20 protein-coding genes and 1 pseudogene are annotated in these 17,745 nt (G+C 53.2%); all 21 read right to left on the reverse strand.

Going from position 1 to position 17,745, the window contains the following annotated elements; translation table 11 throughout:
• Nucleotides 1–892, reverse strand: an 892-nt coding sequence (locus tag STRDD11_RS00640) for a glutamate-1-semialdehyde 2,1-aminomutase (RefSeq protein ID WP_128835302.1), incomplete at its 3' end; no start/stop codon positions are given.
• A gap of 43 nt (nucleotides 893–935) precedes the next feature.
• Nucleotides 936–1,907 (reverse strand): porphobilinogen synthase, encoded by a 972-nt coding sequence (hemB, locus tag STRDD11_RS00645; protein WP_128834372.1) that lies wholly within the window; start codon nucleotides 1,905–1,907, stop codon nucleotides 936–938.
• On the reverse strand, nucleotides 1,894–2,619 hold the full coding sequence (locus STRDD11_RS00650; RefSeq protein ID WP_128834374.1) for a uroporphyrinogen-III synthase: 726 nt from the start codon (nucleotides 2,617–2,619) through the stop codon (nucleotides 1,894–1,896). Before STRDD11_RS00650 ends, hemB begins: the two co-directional genes overlap by 14 nt.
• Nucleotides 2,604–3,524, reverse strand: coding sequence for a hydroxymethylbilane synthase (gene hemC, locus STRDD11_RS00655; protein WP_128834376.1), 921 nt, complete (start codon nucleotides 3,522–3,524; stop codon nucleotides 2,604–2,606). Before hemC ends, STRDD11_RS00650 begins: the two co-directional genes overlap by 16 nt.
• The gene (hemA, locus tag STRDD11_RS00660; RefSeq protein ID WP_128834379.1) at nucleotides 3,511–4,764 is read right to left on the reverse strand and encodes a glutamyl-tRNA reductase; all 1,254 of its coding nucleotides are present in this window, start codon (nucleotides 4,762–4,764) and stop codon (nucleotides 3,511–3,513) included. The genes hemC and hemA overlap by 14 nt, the downstream gene beginning before the upstream one ends.
• A 15-nt stretch (nucleotides 4,765–4,779) precedes the next feature.
• Nucleotides 4,780–5,211 (reverse strand): precorrin-2 dehydrogenase/sirohydrochlorin ferrochelatase family protein, encoded by a 432-nt coding sequence (locus tag STRDD11_RS00665; RefSeq protein WP_128834381.1) that lies wholly within the window; start codon nucleotides 5,209–5,211, stop codon nucleotides 4,780–4,782.
• A gap of 11 nt (nucleotides 5,212–5,222) precedes the next feature.
• Nucleotides 5,223–5,798, reverse strand: a complete 576-nt coding sequence (locus tag STRDD11_RS00670; RefSeq protein ID WP_128834383.1) for a cob(I)yrinic acid a,c-diamide adenosyltransferase — start codon at nucleotides 5,796–5,798, stop codon at nucleotides 5,223–5,225.
• Nucleotides 5,795–7,294 (reverse strand): cobyric acid synthase, encoded by a 1,500-nt coding sequence (locus tag STRDD11_RS00675; protein ID WP_128834385.1) that lies wholly within the window; start codon nucleotides 7,292–7,294, stop codon nucleotides 5,795–5,797. The genes STRDD11_RS00670 and STRDD11_RS00675 overlap by 4 nt, the downstream gene beginning before the upstream one ends.
• The gene (locus tag STRDD11_RS00680; protein ID WP_128834387.1) at nucleotides 7,279–8,094 is read right to left on the reverse strand and encodes an energy-coupling factor ABC transporter ATP-binding protein; all 816 of its coding nucleotides are present in this window, start codon (nucleotides 8,092–8,094) and stop codon (nucleotides 7,279–7,281) included. The genes STRDD11_RS00675 and STRDD11_RS00680 overlap by 16 nt, the downstream gene beginning before the upstream one ends.
• A 64-nt stretch (nucleotides 8,095–8,158) precedes the next feature.
• A complete protein-coding gene (locus tag STRDD11_RS00685) occupies nucleotides 8,159–8,833 on the reverse strand; it encodes a CbiQ family ECF transporter T component (protein WP_128834389.1) in 675 nt (224 codons plus the stop codon).
• Nucleotides 8,834–8,990: 157 nt separating this feature from the next.
• Nucleotides 8,991–9,302: an energy-coupling factor ABC transporter substrate-binding protein gene (locus tag STRDD11_RS00690; protein WP_128834391.1), complete on the reverse strand. Its 312-nt coding sequence runs from the start codon at nucleotides 9,300–9,302 to the stop codon at nucleotides 8,991–8,993.
• The gene (locus STRDD11_RS00695) at nucleotides 9,299–9,994 is read right to left on the reverse strand and encodes an energy-coupling factor ABC transporter permease (RefSeq protein ID WP_128834393.1); all 696 of its coding nucleotides are present in this window, start codon (nucleotides 9,992–9,994) and stop codon (nucleotides 9,299–9,301) included. Before STRDD11_RS00695 ends, STRDD11_RS00690 begins: the two co-directional genes overlap by 4 nt.
• A gap of 108 nt (nucleotides 9,995–10,102) precedes the next feature.
• Nucleotides 10,103–10,804 (reverse strand): cobalt-factor II C(20)-methyltransferase, encoded by a 702-nt coding sequence (locus tag STRDD11_RS00700; protein WP_128834395.1) that lies wholly within the window; start codon nucleotides 10,802–10,804, stop codon nucleotides 10,103–10,105.
• 9 nt (nucleotides 10,805–10,813) lie between these two features.
• Nucleotides 10,814–11,581, reverse strand: coding sequence for a sirohydrochlorin cobaltochelatase (locus tag STRDD11_RS00705; protein WP_128834397.1), 768 nt, complete (start codon nucleotides 11,579–11,581; stop codon nucleotides 10,814–10,816).
• A 13-nt stretch (nucleotides 11,582–11,594) separates the two neighbouring features.
• A complete protein-coding gene (gene cobA, locus STRDD11_RS00710; protein ID WP_128834398.1) occupies nucleotides 11,595–13,034 on the reverse strand; it encodes a uroporphyrinogen-III C-methyltransferase in 1,440 nt (479 codons plus the stop codon).
• A gap of 222 nt (nucleotides 13,035–13,256) precedes the next feature.
• The gene (cobK, locus tag STRDD11_RS00715) at nucleotides 13,257–14,006 is read right to left on the reverse strand and encodes a precorrin-6A reductase (protein ID WP_128834401.1); all 750 of its coding nucleotides are present in this window, start codon (nucleotides 14,004–14,006) and stop codon (nucleotides 13,257–13,259) included.
• Entirely contained in the window at nucleotides 14,003–14,728 is a 726-nt protein-coding gene (cobJ, locus tag STRDD11_RS00720) for a precorrin-3B C(17)-methyltransferase (RefSeq protein WP_128834403.1), read from the reverse strand. The genes cobK and cobJ overlap by 4 nt, the downstream gene beginning before the upstream one ends.
• Nucleotides 14,729–14,810: 82 nt before the next feature.
• A pseudogene (cbiG, locus tag STRDD11_RS00725) lies at nucleotides 14,811–15,860 on the reverse strand (cobalt-precorrin 5A hydrolase); the annotation flags it as partial.
• On the reverse strand, nucleotides 15,850–16,623 hold the full coding sequence (locus STRDD11_RS00730; RefSeq protein WP_128834404.1) for a cobalt-precorrin-4 methyltransferase: 774 nt from the start codon (nucleotides 16,621–16,623) through the stop codon (nucleotides 15,850–15,852). The gene STRDD11_RS00730 and the pseudogene cbiG, both read right to left, overlap by 11 nt.
• Complete coding sequence (locus tag STRDD11_RS00735; RefSeq protein WP_128834406.1) at nucleotides 16,623–17,192, reverse strand: decarboxylating cobalt-precorrin-6B (C(15))-methyltransferase; 570 nt, start codon at nucleotides 17,190–17,192, stop codon at nucleotides 16,623–16,625. Before STRDD11_RS00735 ends, STRDD11_RS00730 begins: the two co-directional genes overlap by 1 nt.
• Nucleotides 17,164–17,745: cobalt-precorrin-7 (C(5))-methyltransferase (locus STRDD11_RS00740; RefSeq protein ID WP_128835306.1), on the reverse strand; the 582-nt coding region annotated here is incomplete at its 5' end. The genes STRDD11_RS00735 and STRDD11_RS00740, both read right to left, overlap by 29 nt.

Consider the following 17,745-nt stretch of genomic DNA (forward strand, 5'->3'; position numbering starts at 1 on the left):
CGGCCTGATAAATATCGCCAAGCGGCGCCACCTGATCCATATAAACGGCCCTGCCGCCAAAGGCTGCAACAGGAAAGCCGCCGCCGATAACCTTGCCCAGACAGACCAGATCCGGCTCTGTCTGGTAGAGGCCGACAGCCCCCTGATAATGCGCACGAAAGCCGCTCATGACCTCATCCACGATGAAGAGAGCCCCGTGTTCCCGAGTGAGGGAGCGAATGCTGCTGATAAAGTCTGCATCCGCAGGAATCAAGCCCATATTGCCCGCGACGGCTTCTAAAATGACACAGGCAATATCATCGCCATGCTTTTCAAAGCAAGCCCTGAAAGCCTCTGTGTCATTGTAAGGCAAAGCCAAGGTCTCCCCAGCTACCTGAGCAATGACTCCGGCCGAATCGGCAATCCCAAAGCTGGCCAGGCCTGAACCAGCCTGAACCAAAAAGGAATCGCTGTGGCCATGATAGCAGCCGATAAATTTGACAATTTTGGAGCGCTTGGTCACTCCGCGTGCCACCCGTATGGCGCTCATGGTCGCCTCCGTTCCTGAATTGACCATCCGCATTCTTTCCATGAAAGGCAGACGCTCCTGTACCAGCTGACCGAGAGCAATCTCTCTGGGACTAGGAGCACCAAAGCTGGTCCCTTCCCAAATGGCTTCCTCGACAGCCGGCAAAATAGCCTTTGGCGCATGCCCCAAAATCATCGGCCCCCAAGACAGGACATAGTCAATATAGCGGTTGCCATCCACATCGTAGAGATAGGCTCCGCTGGCTTTTTCGATAAAGAGGGGGTGGCCGCCCACGGCTTTAAAAGCCCGAACAGGACTGTTGACCCCACCGGGAAAGAGCTTCTGAGCCTCTTTAAAATATTGGTTGGAATGTTCTCTCTTCAAGTTCGTCCTCCTTCTGTAGAAAACTGTCGATTCTCTGCCGCCTCTATCCTTCTCTCAGATAGCCGGCTGCATCCTTGGCAAAGTAGCTGATAATCAAATCTGCTCCAGCCCGCTTCATAGCAGTCAACACTTCCATGACAATGGCTTTTTCATTGATCCAGCCCTGCTGCGCTGCTGCTTTAATCATGGCATATTCCCCACTGACATTATAGGTCACCAGCGGCAGCTTAGTCTCCTGACGCAGCTCTCTGAGAATATCCAGAAAGGCCAAAGCCGGCTTGACCATGAGAAAGTCTGCTCCCTGCTCCTCATCGCTCTTGGCCTCTCTCAGAGCCTCCAAGCGATTGGCCGGATCCATCTGATAGGTCTTGCGGTCGCCAAAGGCCGGCGCACTCTCACCAGCATCACGGAACGGCCCGTAAAAGCTCGAGGCAAACTTGATGGCATAGGACATGATCGGAATAGCTTCAAAGCCGGCCGCATCCAGTCCCTGACGGATAGCTGCAACAAAACCATCCATGGCATTGGAAGGCGCAATGATATCCGCACCTGCTCGAGCCTGACTGACCGCAACCTCTGTCAGTCTGGTCAGAGACAGATCATTGTCCACTTCCTCTCCTCGCAAAATACCGCAGTGGCCATGACTGGTAAACTCACAGAGACAAGTGTCTGCAATGACGACCGTATCCGGAAAATGCTGCTTGATCAGGCGGATGGCTTCCTGCACAATGCCCTTCTCAGCGGAGGCCTGACTGCCTGTCTCATCCTTTTCTGACGGGATGCCAAAGACGATAAAAGCCCGAATGCCCAAGTCTGCACATTCCTGCACTTCTGGCAGCAGATCCCCAAGGGAGAACTGATAAACTCCCGGCATGGAGGCCACCTCCTGCTTTTCAGCCAACCCTTCCTTGACAAATAAGGGCTGGATAAAATCATCTACTGACAGCTGGGTTTCCCTGACCAGCTTCCGCAGACCGCTGCTTCTCCTCAGCCTGCGATGTCTATAAAATTCCATGCTTGTCCTCTTCTTTCTTGATTATTTCCTTGACCATCTCTTCAACAGAAGGACGCTGGGGCTGGCAGTCGACTCTATAGCCCGACTCCTTGACTGCCTGAGCCGTTGTCTGACCAATCACTGCAATCTGATGGCTGGATGGCAGCTGGGGCTTAAGGGCACAAAAACTCTGCCAAGCCGACGGACTGGCAAAGGTCCATATCACATCCTCTTGGGACAGATAGTTCTCCAGCTGTTTCTGGCCTGTGAGATTTGAGGTCGTTTGGTACATAGGCCAAGCCCAGACCTCATGGCCCGCTTCCTTTAATGCCTCAGCCAGACTGGGATTGGATAAGCTGCTCTGAGGCAGCAAAATCTTCTGAGCCGGCAGGGCCAAGGCCAGCCATTCCTGGACAAAGTCCGCACCATAGTGGCTGCTGGCCTGAAAATCACAGGCTCGGTCCAGCTCGTCCAATGCCCGACTGGTCCGAGGCCCAATTGTCGCAATTTGGCAGTCGGCTCTCAGATAGGGACTGAAAGCTTCTACTGCTACAGCGCTGGTAAAAAAGACCCAGTCAGCTGCCGGCAGCACCGCTTTGATGCTTTCTGGCAGGGCCAGCGTCTGGCAGCGAATCAGAGGAACATGATGAGGCTCAAATCCAGCCTGTTTGATCTTTTCTAGCCAGACAGAATCAGGGGCCTGCTCTCTGGTAAAGATTAGTTTTTTAACCATGGCATTCCTACTGCCCCCTTATCGGCTAACTGGCGCACAGCCTGCTCTGCTAATTGCTGACCATCCTGCCCCTGAAGACTGACAAAGATACATTGGCCGTCCTCCTTAGCCAGCATAGCCTCTAGCTGGAAGTCCTGACCTTTTTTCTGGGCCAAAGCAGCGATAGGGAAGCTGCAGTCTGCATTCATCTGAGCCAAAACAGCCCGCTCAACTGCCACTTCAGCAGCTGTCTTCTCATCCTCAACAGCTGCCAGCAGGCTCCGCAGCTCCTCATCCTCTGCCCGGCATTCCACCGCCAAAGCTCCTTGGGAAATAGCTGGCAGGCAAAGACGGGTCTCTAAAGGCTGAATGGGAAGATGGCTTTGGTCCAGCCAGCCCAAGCGTTTCAGGCCTGCCATAGCTAAGACAATCGCGTCGTATGCGCCTGCTTCCAGCTTCTTGATACGGGTATCAATGTTGCCCCTGAGCGGCTGGAAGACCAGATCCGGTCTCTGAGCCTGCAGCTGCACCTGACGGCGGATGCTGCTGGTCCCGACTATCGCCCCCGCAGGCAGGTCAGCCAGCGTCTGGTCAGCCTGACGGAAAATCAAGCAATCCCGCACATCCTCTCTCCGGCTGATAGCACCGAGCACGCAGCCGGCTGCCAGTTTAGCCGGCATATCCTTGAGACTGTGGACCGCCATATCAATCTCCCCAGCCAGCAAAGCCCGCTCGATTTCCTTGACAAAGACCCCCTTGCCGCCAATTTCCTGCAGGCTGACATGGGTCAGGCGGTCTCCCTTTGTGGTATAGGGCACGAGCTCAAAATTCCGCTCGGGATAGAGGGCCTTCAGCTGTCTGACGATCTGCTGGGTCTGGGTCATGGCCAGCTTACTCTTGCGCGTTCCTACCTTAATGACCTTCATCGTTTCCCCTTTCTCTATGCAGGCCGAAAATCTTGGCAATCAAAGCAATATCATACTCCGAATGCTCTCCGACCGACCGCTCCTTGAGCTGCAGGATTGGCTCCTTCAGCACTTGGTTGATAATGCTCTTCATATGCTTGGAAATCTGCTTTTGCTCCCGCTCTGTCAGATCCGGCAGCTTGCGCTTGAGGCTTTCCATAGCCGTAGCTTGCGCTTCCAAAGCCTTGTCCCTGATTTCTTGGATCAAGGGCACAATCCCCAGCTGCTGGTGCCAGTCCGCAAACTTGACCAGCTCCTCCTCAATCTCCAGCGCAATCTGACCGGCAATCTCCTGCCGCTCGGCCTGATACTGCTCCAGCTGATTGGTCAGATTTTCAATATTATAGAGTCTGTGCGGCACGCTCGGATGGCAGGAGCGAGGCAGACAGAGGTCAAATACGACCGCATCTGCCTTGAGCATGGCCGGGTAGATAATATAGTCTTCTGTCTTGACGGCTGAGAAGACCACATCTGCCTCCGCCAGCACCGCTTCCAGCTCCGCCCAGGCATGGGCAGACACCCGCTCCTCTTCCAGAAAGGGCTGGGCCTTGCTGACCGTCCGATTGAGCAGCATGACAGAGTCAAAAGGCCGCTGCAGGACATACTTGGTCACCAGCTGGCCAATCTCACCCAAGCCGATAACGGCAGCTTTTTTTGAACTGTAGTCCAGACCCAGCCGGTCCAGCTCTTGGAGGGCTGTCAGGCCGATGGAGATGGGCCGGTCATTGATCCGGTAGGTATCGTGCATGCGCTTGGCAAAGGTCAGGGCCTGCTTAAAGGCTTGATTGAGCACAATGCCTGTCGTACCGGCATCTTGCGCTGCCAGGAAGGCCTGCTTGAGCTGGCCCAAGACCTGACTTTCCCCGACAATCTTTGACTCCAGGCCGATGGAGACCCGCAGCAGATGCCGCAAGGCCTCATCTCCCTCACGAAAGACCAGATAGTCTTCCAGCTCCTTGACAGGAATCTGAAACCAATCTGCCAAAAAATGCTTGGAATAGTAACGGCCAGTATGCAGCTGATCCACCACCAGATAAAGCTCTGTCCGATTGCAGGTTGACAGAATGAGATTTTCCAAGATACTTTTTTCTCTTTTCAGCAGATTCAGGGCCTTGGGTCCCTCCTGATCTGAAAAATGCGCTCTTTCCAAAATAGGCAGCGGTGTTTCCCGATGGGTCAAGCCCACATATAATAGGTGCATGCTTTTGTCCTTCTGTTAAAGTTGATCTAAAATCGCTTCGATCTTCCTGCGAATCTCCTTAGAACGGCTGGGCGAGAGACCGTTGGTTGAGATCATGACAGAGACATCCTTCTTTCGCGCAATGGCTACATTGTAAAAGTCGGAAAAGGTCTTGTCGCCCGTATTGTTGACCAGCTGACTGGGGGCCGCATCCTGCATGATCTGACGGTTGACCGCTGCCTGATCTGTACAGGCAAAGACCAGCTTAGCTCCTTCCAGATCGCCTGTCTGGTAGGGCCTGGCCAGCCATTGGACCGCTGCCTGCGGAATGTCGGCATGCAGGGTCGGGCTAATCACTGTCACGGCCGCTGCCTCCGCCAGCAGGGGCTTGACTTTTCTGGCCGCGACCTTGCCGCCTCCGACCACGACGACTTTCTTTTTTCTGATATTGATCATGACTGGATACATGCTGCCTTCTCCTATTTCTTGTCCCGAAAGATCTTTGCGCTGCGCTTGTAGATGGTATCGGGCTCTTTCAGCCGATCATTGACCAGTCTAGCCAGCACAAAAAAGTAATCGGACAGGCGGTTGATATAGATCAGCCCTGTCTCATTGACGGCTTCTTCTGCCTCGATGACAGCCACCATCCGACGCTCTAAGCGCCTGGTCATGGTGCGGGCCAGATGCAGGAGACTGGCAATCCGATGCCCGCCCGGAATGATAAAGCGGTCAATCTTGGGCGGGATGTGCATATAAGCATCCATCCGCTCTTCCAGCCAGCTGACATTGGCCGGCTCCTGCTTGTAAGGGCGCAGCTCTCTCGGTGTGGCCAAGTCGCTGCCGCAGTCAAAGAGATGCTGCTGGATTTCCTCGCATTCCAAGCGCAGGTCATCTAAGATTGGATAGTCGCGCATCTCCGATACGACATAGCCCAGATGGGAGCAGAGCTCATCCATGGTCCCATAGGCTTCGACCCGAATATGGGTCTTGGATACTCGGTCTCCGCCGTAGAGGCGGGTAAAGCCCTTGTCTCCGTATTTGGTGTAAATTCTCATTTTTCTTCTCGATTCATGATCTGATAGATCTGCTCCATGTCCAAGGACTGGCGCAGCAAGTCAGCCAGCTTGTCATACTCTCTGTTTTTAAAGTCTTGGATGCTGATCGGCTCGTCCCTCAGTTCCTCTAAGCCCTTGGCCAGACGAAGCTCATTTAAGAACTGTCTGGTCCAGTCCGGATTGTCAAAGACACCATGGAGATAGGTGCCCTGCACCTGACCGCCGTAAGCCACTGCTCCATCAGGACGCTGGGTCGCTTCACCATTTTGCTCCTTGATGATAGAGAAGGGCTGGAGATGGCCGGCCAGCTGGGTCTCTCCCATATGGATTTCATAGCCTTCCAGCTCCTGGCCCTCATGCAGGGCGCGGACCTGAGTCGTCCGCTTGACTGACCGGAGCACCGTCTCGGTCTCTAAAATGCCCAAGCCGCGAATCTCCTCCCGGTCAGACTCCAAGTGCTGAGGATCGCTGATTTTCTGTCCCAGCAGCTGATAGCCGCCGCAGATACCAAAGATCCGCACACCTTGCTTCAGGCACTCCAAAATCTCAGCTTCAAGCCCAGACTCCCGCAGGTAGTCCATATCCTCGATGGTATTCTTGCTGCCCGGCAAGATCAGGAGGTCCGGCCGGCCGATGGCATCCCCCGGCTGGACATAGCGGACAGAGACGTCCGGCTGGATTTCCAAACTGTGAAAATCCGTAAAATTAGACAGGCGTTTGAGGCTGATGACAGCAATGTCCAGACTTTTTCTTGTATCAAAGCGCCGGCTCTTCTGCACCAGTGCGACACTGTCTTCGCTGTCTATATCCAGCTGGGCATAGGGCACTACTCCGATGACCGGCACCCGGGTCAGCTCCTCAATCATGTCAATGCCGGACTGGAGCAAAGCCACGTCGCCGCGGAATTTATTGATAATAACACCCTTGATTCGCTGGCGGTCCTCAGGCGGCATAAGCTCAATCGTTCCATAAATAGAAGCAAATACTCCGCCCTTGTCAATATCGGCCACCAAAATCACCGGAGCATCCACCAGTTTGGCCATGCCCATATTGACAATGTCTCGGTCATTGAGATTGATTTCAGCGGGACTGCCAGCACCCTCGATGACAATGACATCATTCTCAGCCCCCAGCTCCTCATAGACTTCCTTGATCTTGGGCAGGAGCTGCTGCTTGTAGTCATGGTATTCGACAGCATCCATATCCCGCAGTACCCGGCCTAGAAAGACGACCTGGGATTTGCGGTCCGATGTGGGCTTGAGCAGGACGGGATTCATGCGGACATCTGGCTCCTTGCCGGCTGCCTCTGCCTGCACGACCTGAGCCCGGCCCATTTCATCTCCTTTTTTGGTGATAAAGGAATTCAGCGCCATATTCTGCGACTTAAAAGGGACTGTTTCTAGGCCATCCTGCTTGAAAATCCGGCAGAGCCCTGCCGCAATGATGCTCTTCCCCGCATCTGAGGCCGTTCCCTGTATCATCAGTGATTTGACCATCTTACACTTCCTCCTAGCTGCTCAAAGAAGGCAGCTTCATTTTCTGCCAGCGGCGTCTGGATAGTCTGATGGAGCTTGACGATCCAAGGCACAGACACGCCCGCTTCCGCCAAGAGCTCTCCCTGCTGAAAGAGCTCAAACTTGCTGCCCTGCGCAATCAAATTCCCCTTCTGCAGCAGATAGGCATAGTCACAGCAGTCATACATCAGATCCATGTCATGGCTGGATACGATGATGTTGGTTCCGGCCTGAACCAGCTTTTTCATGGTCTGGGCCATCTGATCCCGTCCTTTGGGATCCAGTCCTGCCGTGGGCTCATCCAGCAGCAGATACTTGGGCTGCAGGGCCAGCATCCCTGCGATGGCCACCCGCTTTTTCTGGCCGTAGCTCAGATACTGCAGCGGCCTGTCCTGCAGATGGGAGATGTCCATCATCTCCAAAGCCGCTGATACTCTGCTGGCAATTTGGTCTTCTTCATAGCCTAGGTTTTCCAAGGCCATGCCAATATCGTCCTTCACAATGGTATAAAAGAGCTGCTGCTCTGGATTCTGAAAGACCATATTGACATGCTGCCGATACTGATACAAGGCCTTCTTAGAATAGCTGACAGGCTGACCGTCATAGAGAAGGCTTCCTTCCTGTGGCTTGAGCAGGCAAGTCATGAGTTTCATGATGGTGGACTTGCCCGAGCCATTAGCCCCAAGAATGCCAGTAATCTGCCCTTCTGCAAAGTCCATGGAAATATCATGCAGGGTTTGCCTTTCATCATACGAAAAGGAAATATTTTTCATTTGTAACATCTGAGATTCCTATCTACCTTGCTATTATAATATAAAAACAATCTTCTTGTAAATGCTCCGAGTTCTACTCGCTGTGCTCCGCATCGAATTTCAAAGCCAGCACTTCATTTAATTTCTGGTTGTCATCCAGCAGCTTGGAAAAGAGAGTATTGGCCAGTCTGCCCCAAGCCTGGTGCTGCTTCCTCTTATTATAAAAAGAAAATTTCAAATCCAGAGTATCCCGAATGGTCACAAACTCATAGAAAACCAGAAAAATGAAACGGTACATCAGGACAATCAAGTCCAGCAGCACCCTTGGGATGTGCAGGATTTTAAACAGCCGCAGCATCTGAGCAAAAGGCACGGTCAGGACAAAGAAATAGGTCGACACCAAGGAGGAATAGATGCGCAAGAGGATAAAAACGGTCTGCTGGCCGGCAGCTTGGCTGATCCCCAGATAGCCCCGCCCTAAAGGCAAGGCCAGCAAGAGCTGGTCCGGAGCATCCTGATAGGTCAAGACAAAGGTCAGGAGGCTGATCAGAATAAAGATACTGGCATGCAGATACCACTTGAGATAACGCCCCCAGGACAGACGAGCCACATAGCAGGTCAGAGGTGCCACCAAGGCAATGAGAGCCAGCTGCAGTCCCCTGACACCAGAAAAACTGACAGCCAGCAGCAGCAGGTAAATGAACAATTTATAGCCAGCCGGCAGATCTTTCCAGCGGTTTTGATAGGCGTATTGATCAATCGCAAACAAGAGGAGGCCCTCCTTTCTAACTATGTATTCATTCCCTTCTCTATGCAAGAGCAGCTTTCCTTCGTCTGGGACCAAGCCCAAGACTCAGGCTGCTCCGATGATTGGAAATCTTGCTTCTCTATTCATGAGGCCTGAATATGGACAGGCCTCATGAATACTAATGCTCACTCTGCTCAGAAATTTCCTTTTGCTGCCCTTGCTTTTTGCCCTTATAATAGCCGATGACATAGAAGATGATGCCTGCTCCGATACTGCCTTGCAGGGTGAAGAGCAGGCTTTCGACCTCGGGTCCTGCCGGCTCAAAAATAGGCGAGAACCAAGGCTCGTAGTCCTTTTGGATTGAGCTGATAGCCTGCTCGGCCGCATCATCCGTTCCGCTGTATTCGACACCCTTAGGGGCAAAGACAAAGGCAGCAAGCGTGATGGCTACTGCAGCCAAGATCAAGATGATATTCTTATATTTTTTCATTTGAACAGACCTACTCTTTCTTTGATATTTTCTGAGATTAAGTTATAGAGGACGACTGTCAGCAGCCCTTCTACGATGGCAATCGGAATTTGAGTCATCAAGAAGACACCCATGAACTTCATTGCAGAACCGACAAAGCCGCTGTTGGCATCTGGGAAGACCAAACCGAGCTGGATGGAAGTTGTCGCATAAGTCGCCAAGTCGGCTATCACAGCACAGATAAAGATAGAAACTGCTGTAGACAGCTTGATGGATTTAGCAAACTTGTAGACGAAATACCCCACAAACGGACCAACCACCGCCATGGAGAAGGCATTGGCACCCAGAGTCGTCAAGCCGCCATGCGCCAAGAGGAGGGCTTGAAAAAGCAGGCAGATAGTCCCCAAAACACTGATGACAGACGGGCCAAACATGGCCGTCCCCAGACCAACCCCTGTCGGATGCGAGCTAGATCCTGTGACAGAAGGAATCTTCAGCGAAGACAGGATAAAGATAAAGGCTCCGGACAAGGCCAGCATGGTCTTAGAGTTGGGATCCTCTGCGACGATTTTCTTGATACGCAGCAAGCCTGCTACAAAGAAAGGCAGGAAAACGACGAACCAAAAGATACACCAAAAGAGCGGAAGATAGCCTTCCATGATATGCATAGCTGACACAGACTGAGTACTCAGCAGCGCCAAAACAGCCAGCAAGGCAACAAAAGTTACTTTTTATTTTTCAATAGTTTCATGTTTATTTCCTTTACTAAGAACCTGATGTCTTAAGGCGGCGGGACAGCCTCTTAAACATAGGCTCTGATCTTAAAAAATCTTCTTTTTAACGAGGAAAGTAGTAAAATAAGGCAGCTTGGTTTCTGGCGTGATTCCTGCTAGGCCCAGCAGAGTTTGTTGCTTGTCAGTCGACGAATGGCTAACCATGAACGTCTGCTGTAAGAGGCCAAGCTTTTCCAGCAGAGGCAGGACTGTATCCAGATGATTGGCCACCTTCATCAGCACAATCGAGTCATGCAGCTCAAGCGCCGCCTCAATCTTGTCAGCAGGAGCCGTAGCCGGCAGGACTGCCAGAGACTCCTCATCCATGGTCAGCGGCTGACCCAGCTCAGAAGCCATACTTGAGAAGGAGGTGATACCGGGAATGGTCTGACAGTCAATGTCCTTTTCCAGCAGGGCCAGCAAATAACTGTAAGTGCTGTAGACCATGGGATCTCCCAGTGTGGTAAAGCCCACATTCTTGCCAGACCGGACATCTGCTGCGATTTCAGCAGAGATGGCCTGCCATTGGGCTTCTTTGGCCGAATTGGAACGAACCATAGGGAAATGCCGCTGCTTGATTTCCAGCTGCTCCTTCAGGTAAGGCTCTGCGATACCTAATGCAAAGCTCTTGCTCCCCTTCTTAGCCTCAGGTGTATAGAGAATATCTAGATTTTCCAAAAGCCGACTGGCCTTGACAGTGACCAGCTCGCTATCACCTGGTCCCACACCAATTCCGTAAAATTTTGCCATTCCTTCCTCCTATTCGATGATTTCTTCTAAATGCTGAATGTAGAGCTGCTGAATCTCAGGGTATTCGCCCAGGCCAATCAGATGAGCCTTGACCTCATAGCCCTGTTCCTTGAAGAAGTGATACCAGGAACCTTCCTCGTCTGAGCTCATGTCATTGGTCGCATGGTCGCCTGCTACCAGCATGAAAGGAGCCAGATGCACCTCCCGGATGCCCCGCTCTCTCAGCGCCTGCTCGATCAGCTCCACCGGAGGGTAGCTCTCCACACAGCCGACATAGACCGGACTGGCCCGCATCATGTGGTCCAAGGCCGCATAGGCTGTAAAAGCATAATGCTGGCTGCCGTGGCCCATCAGAACCGTTGCTGCATCTGACGGCAGCTGCCCATAGCGGTCCAGCAGGATAGAGCCGACAGCCTCATAATCCTCCTGACTGTGCAGCAGAGGCTTAGCCACGACCAGCTTCTTAAAGGCGTCCTGAAAATCGCTGGCCTGCGCTAGGATCTTTTCGTACTCACTGCCCAGAATGACGTGGAGCGGCTGGAGATAGACCTCTTCTGTCCCCTGCTCTGCGAGCTGCTCCAAGACTGCTCTGACTGTCGGAATGTCCAGTCCCTCCTGCTGCTTAATCCGCCGTCTGACGACATTCGAAGTGAAGGCTCGGTAGACCGGATAGTCTGAAAATCGCTGCTGAATGGCCTGCTCACAGGCCTCGATGGTTTTGCGTCTGGTTTCTGAATAGGTCGTTCCGAAACTGACAACTACTATAGCTTTACTCATGACCTGCATCCTTTCAGAGAATTTCCCGGCATTTGTCGATGATAGAGGCAATGGTGGCTTCATCCGTCTCCACAATCCTGTCAAAGCCTGCTGCATCCAGTACCGCTCGTGTGCTGGCTCCCATGACGATGAGGGGCTGTTCTTTCCAGTCATAGCCTGCTGCCTGGCTGGCTGCTACAAAGTTCATGGCCGCGGCAGAGTTGGGCAGGCAAACCGCCTCGATCTCCGGCCATTTATCCCTCTCTATCGGGCTGTCAAAGGCCAATCTGTGGCTGGCTATGACCGGCAGGGAATAAAGCTCTTCCAGACTCGCCTGCTTATGCTCAGCCGTCAGGATATACCAGCTGCCGCCTTCTTTTTCAAGAGCGGCCGCAAAGGCTGCATCCGACTGCTGGGCTGTCATCCGATCCAGCAAGACGCCGCTCGCTTCGATAGACTTGGCCGTGTGGCGGCCGATAGCCGCAAAGCGGATGTGAGACAAGCTGCGCAAGTCTCTGCCTTGGCTGCGCAGGGCTTTCAGAAAGAGCGGCCAGCTCTGCATATCAGCAAAGACCAGACCGTCTGCCCTCTCCAAGTCCGGCAGCGGCAGGACCAATTCCTCCACTCGGGTCCGGGCAGGGAAGGTAGTCAGCGCAGCTCCAGCATCCTTGAGCAGGCGAGGGAGCTTTCCTGTGTCTGACTGCTGGATGAGGATATTCCGGCCGAAGAGCGGCCGCTGCTCATGGAAATTCAGCTGCTGGCGAAAGGCAACGACTTCCCCGACCACGATGACACTGGGCGCCTGAAAGGCGGCCGCTTCTGCTAGGTCTGCGATGCTGGCCAAGGTCCCGTCTACCGAGCGCTGCTGGGGATGGGTTCCCCACTCAATGACAGCGGCAGGCTTGCTCTCATCATACCCTCTGGCTGTCAGCTCCTGCACGATGGAGCGCAGATTTTTCATGCCCATGAGAAAGACCAGAGTCCCCTTGAGCTGGGCAATCGCTTCCCAGTTGAGCCTCTCTGTCTCATCCTTGAGATGGGCGGTAAAGACATGAAAACTGGTCGCCACATCCCGATAGGTCATAGGAATCCCAGCATAGGTCAGACCAGCCACAGCCGAGGTAATGCCCGGCACCACCTCAAAGTCCACGCCGGCTTCCGCCAAGCGAACTCCTTCTTCTCCGCCTCGGCCAAAGATATAGGGATCGCCGCTCTTGAGGCGGACTACCCGCTTGCCCTGACGGGCTTTTTCGATGAGAATTTCCTCGATAGCTTCCTGTCGGATACAGGGCTGGCCGGGCTTTTTACCAACATCTATCTTCTCGCAGTCAGCCTTTATATGCTGAAAGAGCTCTTGGTTAATCAAGCGGTCAAAGACCAGCACATCTGCCTCCTGGAGCCGACGCTTGCCTTTGAGGGTCAGCAGCTCCGCATCACCCGGACCTGCGCCCAATAACGTTACTAAACCGGACATTTTTTCTCCTTTTGTTTGACTCAATGAAAATCAAATAGCAAACTAGACAGAGCAGACATGATGGAAGCTAGCTGCGCATCCTGTTACGAGAAATCCTAGAGGACTTTCTCAAACTCCTGCACAAATCCAGTCGCACGAAAAGAATCGTTTCAATGCGGCCCATGTCGGAGCTAGCCTCAGGCTATACTGACACAGTTTGAAGAGATTTTCGAAGAGCATTAGCTATTTTGTCAGATAAGCCTCCAGCTCTTCCAAGCTTGAAACCATCTGCGGATAGGCCACCATTGGCCGGGAGATGATAATGCAGTCTATCCCCAGCTCCTGACAGCCATCAATCTTTTCACGAATCCCGCCGACCGTGCCGCTCTCCTTGGAGACAAAGACATCTGCTCCCGAGCGCAGCAGCAGCTCTTTATTGCACTCCTTGGAAAAAGGAGCCTTGATCGCATCAATCTGGTCTGCGACCAGCCCCAGCTGCTCACAGGCCAAGAGCACCTCTGATGTCGGCAGCACGCGGACGACAATCCGCCGGCCCGGTAAGCCTTCCACAAAGAGCGGCAGGGTCTTGCTGCCGGTCCCCAGATAGACCGTCTGGTAGCCACGCTTGGCGATCTCTGCGATGGCTTCCTGGGTCGAATGCACTACGATGGCTCCGCTCAAATCCAGCGTCGCCTGCCGCTCAAAGCGCAGGTAAGACACACCGGCCAGCTCTGCCGCCCGAATGGCTTCCTTGGAAACAATGTCCGCAAAAGGATGGGTGGCATCAATAATCTCGTCTACATCATGCTCTTTGATGAAAGCCGCCATATCCTCAGCAGTCAGCCGGCCCTGAATGACCGGCTGGCCGAACTGAGAAGCCAAGTGCCGGCCGTAGTCTGTGACAACAGAGCTGGTTACATCAATTTTCATGCGATCCAGCAGTTCTAAAATAGCAGTGCTGTCGGATGTGCCTCCCAGCAGTAATTTCATCATACAGTATACCCTCGAGGTGTAATCATGCGGCCGTTTTTGATATAAGTTTCTTTATTGCCAACGATGACGATGGTGGTCATATCTACCAAAGTCTCATCCAAGTCCTTGATGGTGGTCAGGATGATTTCCTCATCCTTGCGGCCAATGTCTTTGCCGATACCGACAATGGTATCGGCTGACTTGTACTCAGACATGATAGCGAGTGCCTTGGCCAGATGGTCTGGACGGCCCTTGCTCCGAGGATTGTAAAGGCAGACGACAAAGTCCCCTTGAGCGGCCGCATGCAGACGCTTCTCAATCATGTCCCAAGGTGTCATCAAGTCGCTCAGGCTGATATGGCAGAAATCATTCATGAGAGGAGCTCCCATAGCTGCAGCGGCACCCAGACTGGCTGTAATACCTGGAACCACCTTAACTTCTACATCACTGGCATCGCCCAGCAGCTCCAAGATCAAGCCTGCCATTCCATAGACACCGGCATCTCCGCTGGAGACGACTCCGACATTTTTGCCCGTTTCCCTAGCCAAGTCGATGGCCTTTTGGCAGCGGTCAATCTCCTGGCGCATCCCTGTCGCTACGTGCTCCTTGTCCTTGACCAAATCGCGAATCAGTCGCATATAGGTCGAGTAGCCGACAATAATCTCACAGTCGGCTAAAGCAGCCAGCGCTTCCTGCGACATCAATTCTTCCTTACCTGGGCCTAATCCGATAACGTATAGCATATATGTTTCTCCTTATATGATAAGATTCTATAATGGCAGTTGGTCCATCAGACCGCCTGCTCTTTTTTGATTTACTTTTTATTACCGCTTTTGCAAGCGCATAGGTACAGCCGTTTTTGGCAAAGCGCTCGGTCAGGACCTGACCCTGACTGGCCAGATCTGCGCTAGCCAAGGCGACACTGCCGACTCCGACTGTCTGTTTGACAAAGGCAGACTGAGGATAGCGGTCTGCTACGGCAGCCAGCTCTTCCTTGCTGAAGGTCTCAAAGGGACAGCCCAATTCCTGAGCCAAGGCCACAATGGCTGCTTCATCCTTCTTGACATCAATACTGACGATTTTGGCAATCTCATTAGCCGAAATCCCCTGCTGCAAACAGAAGTCCTCAAAACCTGCACGAAAGACAGCCGGTGCCACATCTTTTCGAGCCCCAACGCCCAAGACATAGGGCCGAGGATAGATGACTGCCAGATTTTCTCTTTGAATAGCTTTTTTATCAGCTGTCAGCAGAATCAGCGGCTCCCTTCCCTTGAGAACAGCCGCCAGCTCTTCCTCATCCACAGGAGTCAGACCGCGAAGGTCGCTGACCCAGTCCTTCTCCTGATAGAAATAGACCGTGCGGCCGCTGCCTAGATAGCTGTTAAAGGGCTTGATGAGCGGCCTCAAATCCGGCCGCCAGCCATTGACCGATTGGGCCAGATTGTCCAGCGCTGTCACATTCTGCACATCCGTTGCTGTCGTAATGACGGGATTGGCACCGAGCAAATCTGCGATTTCGCGCGTCACCTGATTGGCGCCGCCCAGATGACCGCTTAAGAGGCTGATGACATGGGTGGCTTTCTCATCCATGACAATCACGGCCGGGTCACTGGTCTTGTCCTGCAGGACAGGAGCGATGGCCCGCACCACAGCTCCGGCCGCCATGATGCAAATGAGGACATCTACCTGCTGAAAAAGCTGGGCTATCGCCTCCACTGCGCGGCCTTCAATGGCCTTGACCTGATCATCTGCCAGCCGAGGCGTCGTATAGACGGGGACTGCCTTGCCCAGCTTGTCCCGCAGGGTCAGGGCCAGCTCTTTGCCGACAGCTGTCACCGTCACGATAGCATATCTAGCCTGAGAATCACTTGGCATGGCTGCTCTTCCCCCGTCTAAACTCATGCTGAAAATCTGCATGGTAGAGCTTGGAATAGTAAAATTCCTCACCCAAGAAGTCACCGACTAGAATCAGGGCTGTCTTTCTAATCTTAGCTTTCTTGACCTTATCAGCAATGTTTGTCAAATCGCCAAACACCTTCTTTTCGTCCGGCCAAGTAGCCTTGTAAATAACAGCCACAGGCGTTTCTGGAGGATAGCCGCCCTCTATCAGCTCGCTGACCACCTTTTCGATCCCCTGAACCGACAGGAAGATCGCCATAGAGGTCCGGTGCTGGGCATAGCTCCGCAAGGCCTCCCGGTCCGGCACAGGTGTCCGGCCAGCCATCCGAGTGATGATGAGGCTTTGAGAGACTTCGGGCACCGTGTACTCTGTCCCGATACTGGAGGCTGCCCCCAGAAAAGAGCTGACACCCGGCGTACAGTCAAAGTCAATGCCGCGTTTCTTCATCTCCTCGGTCTGCTCCCGAATGGAGCCGTAGATGGAGAAATCTCCTGTCTGCAGGCGAACCACCTCTTTCCCAGCCTGGACTCCGGCCTCCATGACATCGATGATTTCCATCAAATGCATGCTGGCGCTGTCATGAATCTCAGCCCCTTCCTTGCAGTAGCTCAGCAGGTCCGGATTGACCAGAGAGCCTGCATAAATGACCACATCAGCCTGAGACAGCTGCCTATAGCCCTTGAGCGTGATCAGCTCCACATCCCCCGGTCCAGCTCCAACAAAGTGTACTTTGGCCATCAGTCACCCTCCCTTTCTTTTTTCTTACAGGATACAATGATGGTTGGATTTTGAGGCTTGAAATAGTGCCCCTTGCCCAGTCCCGTCCAGCGGCTGGCCTGAACCGAGACAATCTCAAGCTCCTCCCAGTCCATCTGCTCGGCGATTTGGGCTGCTTCCAGAGCATTCTCCAGCAGGATAAAATTCAAAACCAGCCGGCCGCCAGGCTCCATGATCCGAGCGCACCAGTCGAAGATCTCCTGCATATTGCCCCCGGTTCCGCCGACAAAAACTGCATCGAAACTGCCCTTCAGCTCAATCGGCGCCAGTCCTGGATAGAGACGGACATTGCTGCAGCCAAAATGCTGGATATTTTCCCGCGTCAGGGCCAGCGCCTCTTCATTGCGCTCCACGGCTGCTACTTCCAGTTCTGGATAGGTTCGGGCTGCCTGAATTGTGACACTGCCGGTGCCAGAGCCGACATCCAGCATGCGCTTGGCCCGATGCAGCTCCAACTTATCCAAACTGATGGCTCTGACTTCTTCCTTAGTCATAGGGACTTTAGCCCTGATAAATTCCGAATCCTTCATCTAGCACCACCACCACATTCATCTCATAGTCTCTGTCTTCTACCTCACTTGCAGGCAGAATGCTAATGCGCTCATCATCATAGCTCAGCTGCTCACCGATGACCAGCAGCTTATCCAAGCCTCTTTTCATCGCCTCCTGAGCAATCTCATAGGGACCGACTTTCTGGTCCGTCACCATAAAGACCTTTGGCAAACTCATAATCAGGTCAAAGTTAGGTGTCTTGGCATGGCTGCTGGTCAGATAGGCATCGTTCATCGGCAGGGCAATCCTGCTGGCCAGATACTGCATGGCACTGATACCCGGCGAGATAACCACGCGCCCTTTGAATTTCTCTGACAGCCACTTGCCCAAACCATAGATCAGCGGATCACCCGATGCCAGATAGAGGATCTGTTCCTCCTCCCCAAAGCTTTCCAGCAATTCCGCCAGCGCAGCTAATTTTTTAGGAGGGACCAGGCCCTTATCCCGATAAGCCGGCGGCAGGATTTCCAGATGCCGCTCACTGCCTAAAATACGGTCCGCCTTCTCAAAATAGGCTTCCTGACCCAGAAG

Origin of the sequence: Streptococcus sp. DD11, from assembly GCF_001578865.1 — a bacterium.
Lineage (GTDB): Bacteria > Bacillota > Bacilli > Lactobacillales > Streptococcaceae > Streptococcus > Streptococcus panodentis.